This window comes from Peribacillus sp. ACCC06369, from assembly GCF_030348945.1.
Lineage (GTDB): Bacteria > Bacillota > Bacilli > Bacillales > DSM-1321 > Peribacillus.
Genome location: NZ_JAUCEN010000002.1, coordinates 77,857 through 96,855 on the forward strand (window position 1 = coordinate 77,857; position 18,999 = coordinate 96,855).

At 44.3% G+C, this 18,999-nt stretch carries 13 protein-coding genes, 9 tRNA genes and 3 rRNA genes; all 25 read left to right on the forward strand.

Annotated elements, in window-relative coordinates:
- The first annotated feature begins 38 nt into the window (after positions 1-38).
- The 25 genes from tilS (at position 39) to QUF78_RS01260 (ending at position 18,867) form a co-directional block, all read left to right on the forward strand.
- A complete protein-coding gene (tilS, locus tag QUF78_RS01140) occupies positions 39-1,433 on the forward strand; it encodes a tRNA lysidine(34) synthetase TilS (protein WP_289323307.1) in 1,395 nt (464 codons plus the stop codon).
- A 32-nt stretch (positions 1,434-1,465) separates the two neighbouring features.
- On the forward strand, positions 1,466-2,005 hold the full coding sequence (gene hpt / locus QUF78_RS01145; protein ID WP_064462624.1) for a hypoxanthine phosphoribosyltransferase: 540 nt from the start codon (positions 1,466-1,468) through the stop codon (positions 2,003-2,005).
- Between the two features lie 117 nt (positions 2,006-2,122).
- Positions 2,123-4,183: an ATP-dependent zinc metalloprotease FtsH gene (gene ftsH, locus QUF78_RS01150; protein WP_289314076.1), complete on the forward strand. Its 2,061-nt coding sequence runs from the start codon at positions 2,123-2,125 to the stop codon at positions 4,181-4,183.
- 175 nt (positions 4,184-4,358) lie between these two features.
- The gene (locus tag QUF78_RS01155; RefSeq protein WP_289323308.1) at positions 4,359-5,138 is read left to right on the forward strand and encodes a type III pantothenate kinase; all 780 of its coding nucleotides are present in this window, start codon (positions 4,359-4,361) and stop codon (positions 5,136-5,138) included.
- A 26-nt stretch (positions 5,139-5,164) separates the two neighbouring features.
- On the forward strand, positions 5,165-6,046 hold the full coding sequence (hslO, locus tag QUF78_RS01160) for an Hsp33 family molecular chaperone HslO (RefSeq protein WP_289314074.1): 882 nt from the start codon (positions 5,165-5,167) through the stop codon (positions 6,044-6,046).
- A 19-nt stretch (positions 6,047-6,065) separates the two neighbouring features.
- Positions 6,066-6,962 carry a peptidyl-prolyl cis-trans isomerase gene (locus QUF78_RS01165; RefSeq protein ID WP_289323309.1) on the forward strand — a complete coding sequence of 299 codons (897 nt, stop codon included), beginning with the start codon at positions 6,066-6,068 and terminating at the stop codon, positions 6,960-6,962.
- A 129-nt stretch (positions 6,963-7,091) separates the two neighbouring features.
- Complete coding sequence (cysK, locus tag QUF78_RS01170; protein WP_289314072.1) at positions 7,092-8,018, forward strand: cysteine synthase A; 927 nt, start codon at positions 7,092-7,094, stop codon at positions 8,016-8,018.
- A 162-nt stretch (positions 8,019-8,180) separates the two neighbouring features.
- Positions 8,181-9,017 (forward strand): dihydropteroate synthase, encoded by an 837-nt coding sequence (gene folP, locus QUF78_RS01175; protein ID WP_289323310.1) that lies wholly within the window; start codon positions 8,181-8,183, stop codon positions 9,015-9,017.
- A 1-nt stretch (position 9,018) separates the two neighbouring features.
- Positions 9,019-9,378, forward strand: a complete 360-nt coding sequence (gene folB / locus QUF78_RS01180) for a dihydroneopterin aldolase (RefSeq protein WP_076372983.1) — start codon at positions 9,019-9,021, stop codon at positions 9,376-9,378.
- Between the two features lie 2 nt (positions 9,379-9,380).
- Positions 9,381-9,908 carry a 2-amino-4-hydroxy-6-hydroxymethyldihydropteridine diphosphokinase gene (gene folK, locus QUF78_RS01185; RefSeq protein WP_289323311.1) on the forward strand — a complete coding sequence of 176 codons (528 nt, stop codon included), beginning with the start codon at positions 9,381-9,383 and terminating at the stop codon, positions 9,906-9,908.
- Complete coding sequence (locus QUF78_RS01190) at positions 9,860-10,072, forward strand: helix-turn-helix domain-containing protein (RefSeq protein WP_289323312.1); 213 nt, start codon at positions 9,860-9,862, stop codon at positions 10,070-10,072. The genes folK and QUF78_RS01190 overlap by 49 nt, the downstream gene beginning before the upstream one ends.
- A gap of 24 nt (positions 10,073-10,096) precedes the next feature.
- Complete coding sequence (gene dusB, locus QUF78_RS01195; RefSeq protein WP_289323313.1) at positions 10,097-11,095, forward strand: tRNA dihydrouridine synthase DusB; 999 nt, start codon at positions 10,097-10,099, stop codon at positions 11,093-11,095.
- Positions 11,096-11,283: 188 nt separating this feature from the next.
- Positions 11,284-12,783 carry a lysine--tRNA ligase gene (gene lysS / locus QUF78_RS01200; RefSeq protein ID WP_289314066.1) on the forward strand — a complete coding sequence of 500 codons (1,500 nt, stop codon included), beginning with the start codon at positions 11,284-11,286 and terminating at the stop codon, positions 12,781-12,783.
- A gap of 425 nt (positions 12,784-13,208) precedes the next feature.
- Positions 13,209-14,759 (forward strand): 16S ribosomal RNA (locus tag QUF78_RS01205).
- 175 nt (positions 14,760-14,934) lie between these two features.
- A 23S ribosomal RNA gene (locus QUF78_RS01210) occupies positions 14,935-17,867 on the forward strand.
- Between the two features lie 64 nt (positions 17,868-17,931).
- Positions 17,932-18,047: ribosomal RNA gene (rrf, locus tag QUF78_RS01215) — 5S ribosomal RNA — on the forward strand.
- Together the 16S, 23S and 5S rRNA genes with 9 tRNA genes alongside form the textbook arrangement of a ribosomal RNA operon.
- 10 nt (positions 18,048-18,057) lie before the next feature.
- Positions 18,058-18,133 (forward strand) — tRNA-Val (locus QUF78_RS01220).
- A 10-nt stretch (positions 18,134-18,143) separates the two neighbouring features.
- Positions 18,144-18,219: transfer RNA gene (locus QUF78_RS01225), tRNA-Thr, on the forward strand.
- Between the two features lie 42 nt (positions 18,220-18,261).
- Positions 18,262-18,337 (forward strand) — tRNA-Lys (locus tag QUF78_RS01230).
- A gap of 9 nt (positions 18,338-18,346) precedes the next feature.
- Positions 18,347-18,428, forward strand: a tRNA-Leu gene (locus tag QUF78_RS01235).
- Between the two features lie 5 nt (positions 18,429-18,433).
- Positions 18,434-18,508: transfer RNA gene (locus tag QUF78_RS01240), tRNA-Gly, on the forward strand.
- A gap of 12 nt (positions 18,509-18,520) precedes the next feature.
- A tRNA-Leu gene (locus QUF78_RS01245) sits at positions 18,521-18,609 on the forward strand.
- Positions 18,610-18,618: 9 nt separating this feature from the next.
- Positions 18,619-18,695 (forward strand) — tRNA-Arg (locus QUF78_RS01250).
- A gap of 9 nt (positions 18,696-18,704) precedes the next feature.
- Positions 18,705-18,781, forward strand: a tRNA-Pro gene (locus QUF78_RS01255).
- 10 nt (positions 18,782-18,791) lie between these two features.
- A tRNA-Ala gene (locus tag QUF78_RS01260) sits at positions 18,792-18,867 on the forward strand.
- Positions 18,868-18,999 lie beyond the last annotated feature (132 nt).

An 18,999-nucleotide genomic window follows, 5' to 3' on the forward strand; every position in this document is an offset into this window, starting at 1 on the left:
CGTATAAACTAATGCCTGTCATAAAGAAGGAAGATTGTATGTTAAAGGAAAAAGTTCTGAACACCATTTATAGAAACGAATTGATTCAGGAAAACTCGAAGTTGCTCATAGGCGTTTCCGGGGGACCGGACTCGTTGGTGCTTCTCCATATCCTTAAGGAAATTCAATCTATTTTTCATTACGAGATGATTGTTGCAAGTGTTGACCATATGTTCCGTGGTGAAGAATCATATGAGGATTATAAATATGTAGAGCAAATATGTATACGGTGGGGCATCGCATTTGAAGGAAAAAGGATCGATGTTCCTGCCAGGATGGAACAGACGGGGGAAAGTTCCCAAATAACGTCAAGAAAGTTACGTTTTGCTTTCTATGAAGAAATGATGGATAAGCATCAAGCCTCCACCCTTGTCCTGGGACATCATGGAGATGATCAAATTGAAACGATGCTCATGCGTTTAACAAGAGGGGCGACAGGTAAGGCAAGAGCAGGTATTCCTATAAAGAGACGTTTTCATACCGGTCACCTGATCAGGCCTTTTCTTGAAATCACGAAAAGCCAAATTATCGAATATGCGGGTCTTCATAATATTGAACCAAGGTTTGATCCGAGTAACGAAAAAGATGTCTATGTAAGAAATCGTTTTAGACATGAAGTCCTTCCATTTTTAAAGAAAGAAAATAGAAAGGTTCATGAGCATTTTCAAAGATTCAGTGAAGAGCTTTATGAAGATGAAGAGTTTTTTCAGAACCTGGTTTCAAGCAAAATGTCAGAGGTTTGGATACAACAGGATAAAGATCAAGCGGTTATTCAGATTGATAAGGTTCTCGCGATGCCTAAACCTTTACAAAGAAGGGCGATTCAACTAATATTAAACTATCTTTATTTGGAGAGACCTTCATCGCTTTCGGCATTACATATTGACCAACTTTTAGTTTTGTTTTTAAATCCTCAACCATCTGCTGAATTGCATCTTCCGGAGGGCCTTATTGCTGAAAAATCATATCAAACTTGCACGTTTAGATTTTTCCGGCAAAAAAGCCATAAATATTCCCTTAAATTACAAATTCCCGGTGAGACTATTCTTCCGAATGGATATAAGATTAAAGCGCACTATATAAAAGAAGAAATTCCGGCTCTTAGAGGAAACAATTCTTTTATACTTCCCGAATCTGCAGTTCAGTTTCCGCTTACAGCCCGAACCAGGAATGAAGGCGAACGGATGGCAGTCAAGGGATTGGGTGGAACTAAAAAGTTGAAGGAGATTTTTATTAATGAAAAGATCCCGATGCTAGAAAGAAATGTGTGGCCGGTCATCATCGATCAAGCTGGAACGGCCATTTGGCTTCCTGGTTTAAAGAAATCGAATGTTGAACCGGATATAATTTCTGATGAAAAATCTTTAATCTACTTAGAATATAAAAAAGCTTAATTCTTCATGGGGGGCAATTAATTACAATGACCATGCAAAACGACATTGAAAAAGTTTTAATAACTGAGGAAGAACTTCAAAAAAAAATCAGGGAATTGGGTGCGCAGCTTGAAGCTGATTACCAAGGAAAGTTCCCGTTGGCCATCGGAGTGCTGAAAGGCGCCATGCCATTTATGTCAGATTTACTGAAACGTGTGGATACACATCTTGAAATGGACTTTATGGATGTTTCAAGCTATGGTAACTCCACTGTATCTTCCGGTGAAGTGAAAATCATCAAAGATCTTGATGCATCTGTAGAAGGCCGGGATATTTTAATCATCGAAGATATTATCGACAGCGGTTTAACCCTTAGCTATCTTGCGGAACTTTTCCGTTATCGAAAAGCAAAATCAATTAAAATCGTTACCCTATTGGATAAACCAACAGGCAGGAAAGCGGATATCACTCCGGACTATGCTGGGTTTATCGTTCCGGATGCATTTGTTGTCGGATATGGTCTTGATTTTGCAGAAAAGTATCGTAATCTCCCGTATATTGGCATATTGAAGCCTGAAATTTACTCGAATTAATCGTACCTGTTTGAAAGAGAAGACCAGATAAAAACAGCGGTGTTAAATTATTGTAATTCATTAATTTTGTATGATAGTATTTACTATAGTTTGTTTACCCGTGGGAGGAGGTAAGGGATGAATCGGATCTTCCGTAATACCATATTTTATTTACTGATCTTTTTGGTCATCATTGGGATTGTAAGCATCTTTAATAATAACAATGAACCAACAGAGAAAATGACCCAAGATGAATTCTATAAGCATTTGGAGAGTGGGGACGTCACAGCACTAACGATGCAGCCCGAAAGCAGTGTATTTGAAATCACAGGGAAGCTCAAAGGTTATGAGGAAAATAAATTCTTTGTGACTTACGTGCCTTTCAGTGAATATTCGCAGAGTCGAATTAATGATGCCGTAACCAAGTTGGATAAAGACATCATCACTGTTGAACCTCCAGAAAAGACAAGTGGTTGGGTGACATTTTTCACTTCCATCATTCCATTTGTAATCATTTTTATCCTCTTCTTCTTTTTACTTAACCAAGCTCAGGGCGGCGGTGGTGGCCGTGTCATGAACTTCGGGAAAAGTAAGGCGAAATTGTATAATGATGATAAGAAAAAAGTACGCTTCAATGATGTTGCCGGAGCGGACGAAGAAAAGCAGGAACTTGTCGAGGTCGTTGAATTCTTAAAAGATCCTCGCAAATATGCCGAGCTCGGAGCCCGTATTCCTAAAGGGGTACTTTTAGTTGGGCCTCCTGGTACAGGTAAAACTTTACTTGCACGGGCAGTAGCTGGTGAAGCCGGTACTCCTTTCTTCTCAATCAGTGGTTCTGATTTTGTTGAAATGTTTGTGGGTGTCGGTGCATCCCGTGTTCGTGATTTGTTTGAAAATGCTAAGAAGAATGCACCATGTATCATCTTTATCGATGAAATTGATGCAGTCGGACGTCAACGGGGCGCAGGTCTTGGTGGCGGTCATGATGAACGTGAACAAACACTGAACCAACTACTGGTAGAAATGGATGGTTTCGGTGGGAATGAAGGAATCATTATCATTGCTGCAACTAACCGTGCTGATGTATTGGATCCTGCATTATTGCGTCCAGGACGTTTTGACCGTCAAATAACGGTAGGCCGCCCTGATGTTAAGGGCCGTGAAGAAGTCCTGAAAGTGCATGCACGTAATAAACCTTTAGCAGAAACTGTCGATTTGAAAGCAATCGCTCAGCGTACACCAGGGTTTTCTGGTGCAGATCTTGAAAACTTACTGAATGAAGCGGCGCTTGTAGCTGCCCGTCAAGATAAGAAGAAGATCGACATGTCCGATTTGGATGAAGCTTCGGATCGCGTTATCGCGGGGCCTGCCAAGAAAAATCGTGTGATTTCCAAAAAGGAACGGAATATTGTTGCATGGCATGAAGCGGGCCATACCATTATTGGATTGGTTCTGGATGATGCGGAAGTCGTTCATAAAGTTACGATTGTCCCTCGTGGTCAAGCTGGCGGTTATGCAGTTATGCTGCCGAAAGAAGATCGTTTCTTCATGACGGAACCTGAACTTAAAGATAAAATCGTAGGACTTTTGGGTGGCCGCGTATCCGAAGAAGTAACATTCGGAGAAGTGAGTACCGGTGCTCATAATGACTTCCAGCGTGCAACGGGCATAGCTCGAAGCATGGTTATGGAATATGGTATGAGTAAGCTCGGACCTCTTCAATTCGGTAATTCTCAAGGTCAGGTCTTCCTAGGCCGTGATTTCAACAATGATCAAAATTATTCAGATGCAATCGCATATGAAATCGATCTTGAAATTCAACGTATCATCAGGGAAGCTTACGAAAGATGTAAGAAGATTCTTACTGAAAATCGTGAAAAACTTGATTTGGTTGCAAAAACCTTGCTTGAAGTGGAAACACTTGATGCTGAACAAATCAAAAGTTTATTTCATAACGGAAAATTGCCAGAACGGGATTATACCGCTCTAAATGGGAATTTAACCACTGATGAGAATGTCAAGGTGAACATCAATACGAAGAAGGAAGAAAAAGAGGCCCTATTAGATCCATTGGATAAGAGAGGACCTGAGGACCTTGAAATAACGGAGGAAGGATTGAATACTCCTCCAATCAAAGAAGGTACACCTCAAGATCAGCCGCTTTCCTTCCCGAACGAAGATGACAATAAAAAGTCTTAAATCGACTAAATTCAAAAGGGTATTTCCGCCTCGGAAATACCCTTTTCTTAACCCTTAAATGAATTTGGGATATAAGAAAAAGATGCTGGGGTACCATTCGAAAAGTGCGACTGATAGCGTGGGAAATAACAGTGTGGTATGATGTTGGAGAATAATTTACCGGAGTGATGAAACGATGATTTTTGTATTGGATGTTGGGAATACGAATACTGTATTAGGCGTATACGATGAAGATATTTTAAAATATCATTGGCGAATTGAGACTAGCCGTAACAAGACAGAAGATGAGTATGGAATGGTCATAAAGTCTTTGCTGCAACATGAAGGTCTTTCGTTTGATCAATTTGATGGAATCATCATTTCTTCGGTAGTTCCGCCTATTATGTTTGCACTTGAACGTATGTGCAAAAAATACTTTGGAGTTAAACCGCTTATAGTTGGACCTGGAATTAAAACTGGATTGAATATTAAATACGAAAATCCCCGTGAGGTGGGAGCTGACCGAATTGTTAATGCTGTTGCTGGCATTCAGGAATATGGAAGCCCTCTCATTATCGTGGATTTTGGCACGGCAACTACATATTGCTATATAAATGAGGATAAACAATACATGGGAGGAGCAATTGCTCCGGGTATAAACATTTCCACAGAAGCACTTTATTCAAAAGCAGCCAAACTTCCCAGGATAGAAATCAGCCGACCTGAAGGAATCATTGGGAAAAATACGGTATCTGCCATGCAGTCTGGTATTTTATATGGGTATGTTGGACAGGTTGAAGGAATCGTTAATCGAATTAAGGCGCAAAGTAATCTAGAACCAACGGTAATAGCGACAGGCGGACTGGCTACCCTAATTGCTAATGAGTCTACTGTCATTGACGTTGTTGAGCCATTTTTGACCCTAAAGGGGCTGCAGCTGATATATATACGAAATCGTGAGCAAGTGAAGAAGTAATACACAGCATGGAAGGAGCAAAATAAATGAAGGATTATCTAATAAAGGCGTTAGGCTATGAAGGACAGGTTCGGGCATATGCTGTTTCAACAACTGATACTGTAGGAGAAGCTCAGCGACGCCATTATACATGGCCTACTGCTTCCGCTGCCCTTGGGCGTGCAATGACTGCAGGTGTAATGATGGGCGGAATGTTAAAAGGTGAAGAAAAGCTGACGATTAAAATAGAGGGTGGTGGCCCGATTGGATCCATCCTGGTCGACAGCAATGCCAAAGGAGAAGTCCGTGGATATGTCACTCACCCGCAAACCCATTTTGATTTGAATGAACAAGGGAAGCTTGATGTCAGGAAAGCGGTTGGAACTGATGGATTGTTGACTGTTGTGAAAGATATTGGTCTGCGTGATCACTTTTCAGGGCAAGTACCGCTTGTATCGGGAGAGTTAGGTGAAGACTTCACTTATTACTTTGTTACTTCCGAGCAGGTGCCTTCTTCTGTGGGTGTTGGGGTTCTGGTGAATCCAGATAATTCGATCCTTGCTGCAGGTGGATTTATCATTCAACTGATGCCTGGTACATCCGATGAAACGATATCCAAAATCGAGAGTAGACTTAGCACGATAACTCCTGTCTCTAAGATGATTCAAAATGGCCTGACTCCTGAAGAAATCCTAACCGAGATTTTAGGTGAGGGCAATGTAAATATCTTAGAAAAAATGGATGTCGAGTTCTCCTGTCAATGTTCAAGGGAAAGAATTGCCAATGCATTGATTAGCCTTGGACAAGAAGAGATTCGGGATATCATTGAGACAGAGGGACAAGCAGAGGCGCAATGTCATTTTTGTAATGAGACCTACCAATTCTCGAAGGAAGACCTCGAGGAACTAGAAGCAGAAACCAAAAAATAATTGACGGGGGATAAGGGTTTTGCCTAAACAAAAGCTTCGGGCGATTATTGCCGGCCTTGCCTTGTTGAACCTATTGACAATCATTATCTTTTTCATAAGACCATTAATCATTTCAAAATCCGTCATTGGGGAAGAAACGGCCGCAAAGGTTGGCTCCAAGGATATTTCCCGGGAAGCGTGGATTAATGAGCTTGAAAAAAGATATGGGGAAGATGTACTTGAGGAAATGGTCGATAAAGAGGTAGTCAAACAGGCAGCAGAAAAATATAAAGTGAAAATTACGGATGAAGAGCTCGATCGGGAACTTAAAATGATGAAAACAATGTATGGGACTGCAGGTCAGACTCTTAATAAAAGTAGCGATCAATTGAGGCAGGAGATTCAATCGAGTCTCCTCCTAGAGAAGCTCCTCACCAAGGATGTTTCGGTTTCCGAAACAGCAATGCGGAATTATTATGATAATAATAAGGATATCTACCGGATCCCTACTACTTTTCATATTTCCCATATTACCTCGTCTACAAAAAAACAATCAGACCAAATCATACGTGAACTGGAGAAAGGCGTCTCTTTTGATGTCTTAGCGATGGAAAAGTCCCTTGATGAATTCACTGCCAATCAAGGGGGCGACATGGGTTATATATCACAGGATAACGAGCAAGTCTCCAAGGAATACATTAGTGCTGCCGAGAGATTGAAGGTAAAAAAGTGGAGTGATGCAATCCAAACGGAAGATGGCTGGGCCGTTCTCTATCTGCATGAAAGAATAGAGGGCAAGCAGTATGAATATGCTGAAGTCAAAGACAAAATTCGCCGCCAAATAGCTCTTGAACAGATTCAGGCACCGGTCTCAGGGAAGATTTTCTGGGACGAATTTGATGTAGAATGGTTTTATGGATTGAAAGAACAAAAGTAGGTCAATGGTTGTGTGAGAAAATTTAGAATATAGTATATAATCATTGACAATGAACTATTAAAACTGGTAACTTTAATTTAATAAAACCAATAAACATACTCGGTATTGAAATGATAAGGAGTGGAGAAAATGGCACGTATAGCTAATTCTGTAATCGATTTAATTGGGCAAACACCTATTGTGAAGTTAAACAAGCTTCAAAATGAAAACAGTGCAGATATTTATTTGAAACTTGAGTATTTTAACCCAGGCAGTAGTGTTAAAGACCGCATCGCCCTTGCGATGATCGAAGCAGCAGAAAAAAACGGTAACCTTAAGCCAGGTGATACTATCATTGAACCAACAAGTGGAAATACTGGAATAGGACTAGCGATGGTAGCTGCAGCAAAGGGCTATAAATCAATTCTGGTAATGCCGGAGACGATGAGCTTGGAACGCCGTAACTTGCTTCGCGCTTATGGGGCTGAGTTAGTTCTTACACCTGGACCAGAAGGAATGAAAGGTGCGATCGCTAGAGCAACTGAGCTGTCTAAAGAAAAAGGTTACTTCATCCCGCAGCAATTCGAGAATGAAGCCAACCCTGAAGTTCATCGTAACACTACTGGCCCTGAAATCGTGGAAGCCTTTGGAGATGAAGGCCTGGATGCATTCGTTGCCGGAATCGGTACTGGTGGAACCATAACAGGAGCTGGTGAAGTCCTGCGTGAAAAATACCCTGACATCAAAATTTACGCTGTTGAGCCTGCAGACTCTCCAGTATTATCGGGGGGTACTCCAGGTCCTCATAAAATCCAAGGAATCGGTGCAGGCTTCGTTCCAAGTATTTTGAATACAGATCTCTATGACGAAATCATTCAAGTCAATACAGAGGAATCGTTTGATTATGCCCGCCGCGCAGCAAAAGAGGAAGGAATCCTTGGTGGAATCTCTTCTGGAGGCGCAATTGCAGCTGCCATTAAAGTGGCTGACAAACTGGGAAAAGGCAAAAAGGTACTTGCTATCATACCAAGTAACGGTGAACGCTACTTAAGTACACCATTATATAACTTTGAGTAAAACCAGACACTAAAAATGAGAAGCGAAGTTCCTTAGGGGCTTTGCTTTTCTTTTTGTAGTAAAGTAGCTGAAGTGTTCCAAATCTTCATGGAGCTTGCACTATGCCTATGTAAATGGGTAAACTCGTATATATAGATTTCTTTAGGCGAAGGAGAACGTTGGATGTCATTAGCTGGAGCGTCAAAAATAAAATGCGGTTCATTTGATTTGGATTACAGCATTAAAACCTTAATAATGGGGATTTTGAATGTTACGCCGGACTCCTTTTCGGATGGCGGGAAATATAATCGGATAGATGCTGCTTTGAAGCATGCCGAACGGATGGTCAACGATGGAGCGGATATATTGGATGTAGGCGGAGAGTCCACCCGTCCTAACTATGAGAGGATATCGGATGAAGAGGAAATAGAGAGAGTCGCCCCAATTATTGAAGCCATATCCCGTAATATTGAGGTTCCAATATCGGTCGATACGTATAAATCAAGAGTAGCGGAAGCGGCGGTAAAAGCAGGAGCCCATATATTAAATGACATTTGGGGAGGTAAAGCCGATTCATTGATGCCAAAGGTTGCTGCGGAATATAAGGTGCCGATCATCTTGATGCATAACCGGGATAATATGGGTTATGGACATTTTGTCCGGGATGTACTTCAAGATTTATTCGAAAGCATCATGTTGGTAAAAGATGCGGGGGTCAAGGATGAAAACATCATTCTCGATCCAGGTATTGGTTTTGCGAAAGATTTAAAGTTAAATTTGGAAATGATGAGGAATCTTGATAAGCTGGTATCATTAGGTTATCCCGTGTTGCTAGCCACATCAAGAAAGTCCATGATTGGACATGTTCTGGACTTGCCGCCTAGTGAGCGGATGGAAGGAACATCGGCTACAATTTGCCATGGAATTCAACAAGGCTGTCAAATGGTTCGTGTGCATGATGTGAAGGAAATGGCGCGGACTGCAAAGATGATGGATGCTCTATTAGGAAAAGGTGAATGAAATGGATAAGATATATGTGAATAAAATGGAGTTTTACGGTTATCATGGAGTATTTCCAGAAGAAACGAAGCTTGGTCAGCGGTTTAAAGTGGATTTAATCGTCCAGACTGATTTAGCCAAGGCAGGGAAGAGTGACAACCTTGAAGACTCAATCAACTATGGAGAGTTATATGAAGTGTGTAAAAGTGTTGTTGAGGGAGAACCTTTTAAGTTAGTGGAAGCTGTCGCTGAAAAAATTGCCTCTGAACTACTTAATAAATATTCCTCCATCGAGACATGCACCGTGAAGGTTTATAAACCAGATCCCCCAATAGCGGGTCACTATGATTCAGTTGCCATAGAGATTGTAAGGGGACGCTGACTGTGGTAAATATTGCTTACCTTTCAATAGGGTCGAACTTAGGGGATCGCCTTGAAACATTCCTAAGGGCTTTCCAATTATTATCTGAAAATCCACATATCAAGTTGGTGGCCTGCTCTTCTTTATATGAAACGGACCCGATAGGATATGCCGATCAAGACTGTTTTTTAAATGCTGTCCTTAAAGTGATAACCGATTTAGAACCCGAGGAATTACTTCATGCTTGTATGAAAATTGAACAAGATTTAGGGAGAAAAAGGGAAATCAGATGGGGTCCCCGTACTTTAGACCTTGACATTTTGTTATATAATCATGAAAATATTGAGACAGAGATTCTTTCAGTCCCGCACCCTCGTATGCACGAGAGGGCTTTTGTTATCGTGCCCTTAATGGAAGTGGACCCTGATATCTCACTTCCGCAAATGCATGCACCTTTGAGCGACCTGCTTGAACAGATTTCGGATAAAGAAGGAGTTCGATTATGGAAGGTGAAAAATGGGGAAGGCGTATTCGCGCTTTTCGAAAGTTAAAGGGTTATACCCAGGAAGGGTTTGCGAGAGAAATAGGTGTTTCCGTTTCCTTGCTGGGAGAAGTCGAACGAGGAAACCGCAACCCTTCAGAGGCATTTTTACTGGAAGTGGCGGAAATTCTTCATGTTTCCATTGAGGAGCTTCAGCCACCTGAGGATAAATGAACGAATGTTATAGGAGGTGACAATGTGTTAAAAATAGGCGATATAGAAATGAAGAATCCGGTAGTGCTAGCACCGATGGCGGGAGTCTGTAACTCAGCATTCCGCTTGACCGTCAAGGAATTTGGTGCTGGTTTAGTTTGTGCGGAGATGGTTAGTGATAAGGGAATCGTACTTAAAAATGCTAAAACTATGAATATGCTTTATATAGATGAAAGAGAGAAGCCATTGAGTTTGCAAATCTTTGGCGGAGAAAAGAAATCTTTGGTCGAAGCTGCACAGTTTGTAGATAAAAATACAAATGCTGACATCATTGATATCAACATGGGTTGCCCAGTCCCTAAGATCACTAAATGTGATGCGGGTGCGAAGTGGCTTCTCGATCCAAACAAAATTTATGAGATGGTTTCGGCAGTGGTAGATGCAGTTGAAAAGCCGGTAACGGTGAAAATGCGCATAGGCTGGGATGAAGAGCATGTGTTTGCCATTCAAAATGCTCAGGCAGTTGAGCGTGCAGGTGGTAAAGCTGTTTCCATGCATGGTAGAACTCGGGTTCAAATGTATGAAGGAAAAGCTAACTGGGACATCATCCGTGAAGTGAAGAAATCGATTAATATTCCGCTTATCGGGAACGGTGATGTGGAAACTCCGCAGGATGCGGAAAGAATGCTGAAGGAAACTGGTGTTGACGGAGTCATGATTGGCCGTGCAGCTCTAGGTAACCCGTGGATGATTTACCGGACTGTAAAATATTTAGAAACCGGTCAACTGATGGATGAACCATCAGTTCGTGAAAAGATGGATGTTTGCGTACTTCATATGGATCGTCTAATAGCATTGAAAAATGAAAATGTTGCCGTTCGTGAAATGCGTAAGCATGCATCTTGGTATTTAAAAGGTGTTAAAGGGAATGCTAAGGCTCGTAAAGGGATTAATGATTGTGAAACAAGGGAAGATGTTGTAAGTCTTCTTTATGAACTTGTTGATGAGATTGAAGCGAAGCAACAGAATATCCAAATGGTCTGATGTTTGACATTACCTTCCTGTTTTCCTATAATACGCTTATCTTGAACTGCCAGTAATCCTGGCAGTTTTTATATGTACATAAACAACTTTTTAAGATAAAAAGCTGTTGAATTCCTTTACTTTATGTAAGAATAAATACGTATGCAAAAGAATTTTTGATTAATTATATAAAGCGTTTATTAATAAAGATGGAGATGATTTTCGTGAGTCATGAAGAATTGAATGACCAATTGCAGGTAAGACGCGATAAAATGCAGGCAATGATTGATAATGGACAAGACCCTTTCGGGAGCAGATTCGAGCGCACGCATAACACTCAGGAGATAGTTAGTGCTTATGGGGAATTAGAAAAAGAAGATCTTGAAGAAAAAGAAATCGAAGTTACGATCGCTGGCCGTGTCATGACTAAGCGTGGAAAAGGGAAAGCGGGATTTGCCCATATCCAGGATATTAGCGGTCAAATCCAAATCTACGTCCGTTTAGATAAAATAGGTGAAGATTCTTACCAAATTTTCAACCAAACAGATCTTGGCGATATCGTAGGGGTCACTGGCGTTATTTTCAAAACGAAAGTCGGGGAACTTTCCATTAAAGCTAAAGAATATGTGTTCCTTGCAAAGGCGCTTCGCCCTTTGCCTGATAAATTTCATGGCCTGAAGGATGTTGAAGAGCGTTATCGGAAACGTTATGTTGATTTAATTACAAATGAGGAAAGTAAAAATACGTTGATCATGCGCAGTCGTATTGTACAAGCCATGAGACGATATTTGGACGATCATGGATACCTTGAAGTGGAGACGCCTCTGTTGCACTCTGTTGCCGGTGGAGCTGCTGCACGCCCATTCCTTACTCACCATAATGCTTTGGATATGCCTTTGAATCTTAGGATTGCCATCGAGCTTCATCTGAAACGCTTAATCGTTGGCGGTTTAGAGAAAGTTTATGAAATTGGCCGGGTTTTCAGGAATGAAGGAGTATCTACAAGACACAATCCTGAATTCACATTGATTGAATTATACGAGGCATATGCGGATTACCAAGATATCATGAGCTTAACGGAAAACCTGATTGCCCATATAGCCCAAGAAGTTCTAGGGACGACTTCCATCCAGTATGGGGAGTATGAGATAGAGTTAAAACCGGAATGGAAACGACTTCACATGGTTGACGCTGTAAAAGAATATACAGGTGTGGACTTCTGGACTCAAATGAGCAAAGAAGAAGCCCAACAGCTCGCTAAAGAAAATGGGATTGAAGTTAAGGAATCCATGGAGTTTGGTCACATTGTAAATGAATTCTTTGAACAGAAGGTAGAAGATAAGTTAATTCAACCTACATTCATTTATGGACATCCAGTGGAAATCTCTCCGTTAGCAAAGAAAAATCCGGAAGATTCCCGTTTCACAGATCGTTTCGAGTTATTCATTGTAGGTAGGGAGCATGCAAATGCCTTCACGGAACTAAATGACCCTATTGATCAACGTCAGCGTTTTGAAGCTCAATTGAAAGAGCGAGAGCAAGGTAATGATGAGGCACATGAAATGGATGAAGATTTCTTGGAGGCGTTAGAATACGGAATGCCGCCAACTGGCGGATTGGGAATTGGTGTTGACCGTTTGGTTATGCTATTGACCAATTCTCCTTCTATACGTGACGTCCTGTTATTCCCGCTAATGAGACATCGCTAATAATGCAAGATGAGTAATGATTGCAGGGCCGAATTCGGATGGCTGGGTCCATGGGGTTTAGCTCATGATCCTGGTATGTCCGATTCGGTTTTTGTTTTTTAATTATAATTTCATGTCTTTTAAGTGATTGGATTCTAGGGTTTGAAAGAAAAACAACATTATCTCAAAAAAACTTTATAAAAGGTATTGCGCAGTTAACGTAATGGTGTTATATTTATATCTGTCGTTACGAACGAGTTACAAACGGATTACAAACTTTAAAAAAGTTTTAAAAAAGTTGTTGACTTAAAGTAATGAAAAATGTTATTATAAATAAGCTGTTTCGAAAGATATTGCTCTTTGAAAACTGAACAAAACAAAGCGCCAACGTTAAATTTTAAGTGAGCACACACTATCAAAAAAGCAAAATGAGCAAGTCAAACATTTCTTCGGAGAGTTTGATCCTGGCTCAGGACGAACGCTGGCGGCGTGCCTAATACATGCAAGTCGAGCGAATCGATGGGAGCTTGCTCCCTGAGATTAGCGGCGGACGGGTGAGTAACACGTGGGCAACCTGCCTATAAGACTGGGATAACTTCGGGAAACCGGAGCTAATACCGGATACGTTCTTTTCTCGCATGAGAGAAGATGGAAAGACGGTTTCGGCTGTCACTTATAGATGGGCCCGCGGCGCATTAGCTAGTTGGTGAGGTAATGGCTCACCAAGGCGACGATGCGTAGCCGACCTGAGAGGGTGATCGGCCACACTGGGACTGAGACACGGCCCAGACTCCTACGGGAGGCAGCAGTAGGGAATCTTCCGCAATGGACGAAAGTCTGACGGAGCAACGCCGCGTGAACGAAGAAGGCCTTCGGGTCGTAAAGTTCTGTTGTTAGGGAAGAACAAGTACCAGAGTAACTGCTGGTACCTTGACGGTACCTAACCAGAAAGCCACGGCTAACTACGTGCCAGCAGCCGCGGTAATACGTAGGTGGCAAGCGTTGTCCGGAATTATTGGGCGTAAAGCGCGCGCAGGTGGTTCTTTAAGTCTGATGTGAAAGCCCACGGCTCAACCGTGGAGGGTCATTGGAAACTGGGGAACTTGAGTGCAGAAGAGGAAAGTGGAATTCCAAGTGTAGCGGTGAAATGCGTAGAGATTTGGAGGAACACCAGTGGCGAAGGCGACTTTCTGGTCTGTAACTGACACTGAGGCGCGAAAGCGTGGGGAGCAAACAGGATTAGATACCCTGGTAGTCCACGCCGTAAACGATGAGTGCTAAGTGTTAGAGGGTTTCCGCCCTTTAGTGCTGCAGCTAACGCATTAAGCACTCCGCCTGGGGAGTACGGCCGCAAGGCTGAAACTCAAAGGAATTGACGGGGGCCCGCACAAGCGGTGGAGCATGTGGTTTAATTCGAAGCAACGCGAAGAACCTTACCAGGTCTTGACATCCTCTGACAACCCTAGAGATAGGGCTTTCCCCTTCGGGGGACAGAGTGACAGGTGGTGCATGGTTGTCGTCAGCTCGTGTCGTGAGATGTTGGGTTAAGTCCCGCAACGAGCGCAACCCTTGATCTTAGTTGCCAGCATTCAGTTGGGCACTCTAAGGTGACTGCCGGTGACAAACCGGAGGAAGGTGGGGATGACGTCAAATCATCATGCCCCTTATGACCTGGGCTACACACGTGCTACAATGGATGGTACAAAGGGCTGCAAACCTGCGAAGGTAAGCGAATCCCATAAAGCCATTCTCAGTTCGGATTGTAGGCTGCAACTCGCCTACATGAAGCCGGAATCGCTAGTAATCGCGGATCAGCATGCCGCGGTGAATACGTTCCCGGGCCTTGTACACACCGCCCGTCACACCACGAGAGTTTGTAACACCCGAAGTCGGTGAGGTAACCTTTATGGAGCCAGCCGCCTAAGGTGGGACAGATGATTGGGGTGAAGTCGTAACAAGGTAGCCGTATCGGAAGGTGCGGCTGGATCACCTCCTTTCTAAGGATAATTACGAGAGCGCTTTTGTTTTGTTCAGTTTTGAATGAGTAATTCATTCAGATAGGGAAGAAAAACATCACGATGTGATGGATTCTTTCTGCTTTGTTCCTTGAAAACTAGATAATAGATAGAAGGCAATTAATTTTTTTCAAAGCATCTGTAAGATCTTTTTAACGGTTAAGTTAGAAAGGGCGCACGGTGGATGCCTTGGCACTAGGAGCCGATGAAGGACGGGACTAACACCGATATGCTTCGGGGAGCTGTAAGTAAGCTTTGATCCGGAGATTTCCGAATGGGGAAACCCACTGTTCGTAATGGAACAGTATCTTTACCTGAATACATAGGGTACTGAAGGCAGACCCGGGGAACTGAAACATCTAAGTACCCGGAGGAAGAGAAAGCAAATGCGATTTCCTGAGTAGCGGCGAGCGAAACGGAATTAGCCCAAACCAAGAGGCTTGCCTCTTGGGGTTGTAGGACACTCAACATGGAGTTACAAAGGAACGGGGTAAATGAAGTGACCTGGAAAGGTCCGTCAAAGAAGGTAAAAACCCTGTAGTTGAAACTTCGTTCCCTCCTGAGTGGATCCTGAGTACGGCGGGACACGAGAAATCCCGTCGGAAGCAGGGAGGACCATCTCCCAAGGCTAAATACTCCCTAGTGACCGATAGTGAACCAGTACCGTGAGGGAAAGGTGAAAAGCACCCCGGAAGGGGAGTGAAATAGATCCTGAAACCGTGTGCCTACAAGTAGTCAAAGCCCGTTAATGGGTAATGGCGTGCCTTTTGTAGAATGAACCGGCGAGTTACGATTTCATGCGAGGTTAAGTTGATAAGACGGAGCCGCAGCGAAAGCGAGTCTGAATAGGGCGAATGAGTATGAGGTCGTAGACCCGAAACCAGGTGATCTACCCATGTCCAGGGTGAAGTTCAGGTAACACTGAATGGAGGCCCGAACCCACGCACGTTGAAAAGTGCGGGGATGAGGTGTGGGTAGCGGAGAAATTCCAATCGAACCTGGAGATAGCTGGTTCTCTCCGAAATAGCTTTAGGGCTAGCCTCAAGATGAGAGTATTGGAGGTAGAGCACTGATTGGACTAGGGGCCCCCAACGGGTTACCGAATTCAGTCAAACTCCGAATGCCAAATACTTATTCTTGGGAGTCAGACTGCGAGTGATAAGATCCGTAGTCGAAAGGGAAACAGCCCAGACCACCAGCTAAGGTCCCAAAGTATACGTTAAGTGGAAAAGGATGTGGAGTTGCTTAGACAACCAGGATGTTGGCTCAGAAGCAGCCACCATTTAAAGAGTGCGTAATAGCTCACTGGTCGAGTGACTCCGCGCCGAAAATGTACCGGGGCTAAACGTATCACCGAAGCTGTGGATTGACACCATTAGGTGTCGATGGTAGGAGAGCGTTCTAAGGGCGTTGAAGTCAGACCGGAAGGACTGGTGGAGCGCTTAGAAGTGAGAATGCCGGTATGAGTAGCGAAAGAAGGGTGAGAATCCCTTCCACCGAATGCCTAAGGTTTCCTGAGGAAGGCTCGTCCGCTCAGGGTTAGTCGGGACCTAAGCCGAGGCCGAAAGGCGTAGGCGATGGACAACAGGTTGATATTCCTGTACCACCTATACATCGTTTGAACGATGGGGGGACGCAGAAGGATAGGGTAAGCGCGCTGTTGGATATGCGCGTCCAAGCAGTTAGGCCGGAAACGAGGCAAATCCCGTTTCCATTAAGGCGGAGCTGTGATGGCGAGGGAAATATAGTACCGAAGTTCCTGATTCCACGCTGCCAAGAAAAGCCTCTAGTGAGATGTAAGGTGCCCGTACCGCAAACCGACACAGGTAGGCGAGGAGAGAATCCTAAGGTGTGCGAGAGAACTCTCGTTAAGGAACTCGGCAAAATGACCCCGTAACTTCGGGAGAAGGGGTGCTTTTTAGGGTGAATAGCCCGGAAAAGCCGCAGTGAATAGGCCCAGGCGACTGTTTAGCAAAAACACAGGTCTCTGCGAAGCCGCAAGGCGAAGTATAGGGGCTGACACCTGCCCGGTGCTGGAAGGTTAAGGGGAGAGGTTAGCGCAAGCGAAGCTTTGAACCGAAGCCCCAGTAAACGGCGGCCGTAACTATAACGGTCCTAAGGTAGCGAAATTCCTTGTCGGGTAAGTTCCGACCCGCACGAAAGGTGTAACGATCTGGGCACTGTCTCAACGAGAGACTCGGTGAAATTATAGTACCTGTGAAGATGCAGGTTACCCGCGACAGGACGGAAAGACCCCGTGGAGCTTTACTGCAGCCTGATATTGAATTTTGGTACAGCTTGTACAGGATAGGTAGGAGCCTGAGAAGCCGGAGCGCTAGCTTCGGTGGAGGCGTTGGTGGGATACTACCCTGGCTGTATTGAAATTCTAACCCGCGCCCCTTATCGGGGTGGGAGACAGTGTCAGGTGGGCAGTTTGACTGGGGCGGTCGCCTCCTAAAGAGTAACGGAGGCGCCCAAAGGTTCCCTCAGAATGGTTGGAAATCATTCGTAGAGTGTAAAGGCACAAGGGAGCTTGACTGCGAGACCTACAAGTCGAGCAGGGACGAAAGTCGGGCTTAGTGATCCGGTGGTTCCGCATGGAAGGGCCATCGCTCAACGGATAAAAGCTACCCCGGGGATAACAGGCTTATCTCCCCCAAGAGTCCACATCGACGGGGAGGTTTGGCACCTCGATGTCGGCTCATCGCATCCTGGGGCTGTAGTCGGTCCCAAGGGTTGGGCTGTTCGCCCATTAAAGCGGTACGCGAGCTGGGTTCAGAACGTCGTGAGACAGTTCGGTCCCTATCCGTCGCGGGCGCAGGAAATTTGAGAGGAGCTGTCCTTAGTACGAGAGGACCGGGATGGACGCACCGCTGGTGTACCAGTTGTCTTGCCAAAGGCATAGCTGGGTAGCTACGTGCGGACGGGATAAGTGCTGAAAGCATCTAAGCATGAAGCCCCCCTCAAGATGAGATTTCCCATGGCGCAAGCTAGTAAGATCCCTGAAAGATGATCAGGTTGATAGGTCAGAGGTGGAAGCGTGGCGACATGTGGAGCTGACTGATACTAATAGATCGAGGACTTAACCAACGCTTTTTAAAAAATGAAATACCTTCTTATTATCTAGTTTTGAAGGAACAACGTTCCTTTATTGTTTGGTGGCGATAGCGAAGAGGTCACACCCGTTCCCATTCCGAACACGGCAGTTAAGCTCTTCAGCGCCGATGGTAGTTGGGGGTTTCCCCCTGTGAGAGTAGGACGCCGCCAAGCAGTTATATATGGAGGATTAGCTCAGCTGGGAGAGCATCTGCCTTACAAGCAGAGGGTCGGCGGTTCGATCCCGTCATCCTCCACCATTTTACACCTGCCGGTGTAGCTCAACTGGTAGAGCAACTGACTTGTAATCAGTAGGTTGGGGGTTCAAGTCCTCTTGCCGGCACCATCTTCATACAAGCTTAATATAGCATATATAAATAGTTTATATGAGCCATTAGCTCAGTTGGTAGAGCATCTGACTTTTAATCAGAGGGTCGAAGGTTCGAATCCTTCATGGCTCACCATTTTATTATGCGGGTGTGGCGGAATTGGCAGACGCACCAGACTTAGGATCTGGCGCCGCAAGGCGTGGGGGTTCAAGTCCCTTCACCCGCATGTTTGCGGAAGTAGTTCAGTGGTAGAATACAACCTTGCCAAGGTTGGGGTCGCGGGTTCGAATCCCGTCTTCCGCTCCACTATTTATTTATGCCGGGGTGGCGGAACTGGCAGACGCACAGGACTTAAAATCCTGCGGTAGGTGACTACCGTACCGGTTCGATTCCGGTCCTCGGCACCATCTTAATATGCGCCCGTAGCTCAATTGGATAGAGCATCTGACTACGAATCAGAAGGTTGTAGGTTCGACTCCCGCCGGGCGCACCATATTTTTTTCGGGAAGTAGCTCAGCTTGGTAGAGCACTTGGTTTGGGACCAAGGGGTCGCAGGTTCGAATCCTGTCTTCCCGACCATGATTTTTTTGGGGCCTTAGCTCAGCTGGGAGAGCGCCTGCCTTGCACGCAGGAGGTCAGCGGTTCGATCCCGCTAGGCTCCACCAAAAAAAACTTGACAAGCCCAAATGGCTTTGATATGATTAGAAAGTTGATTCTTTAAAAGGATCAAATTGCTCTTTGAAAACTGAACAAAACAAAGCGCCAACGTTAAATTTTAAGTGAGCACACACTATCAA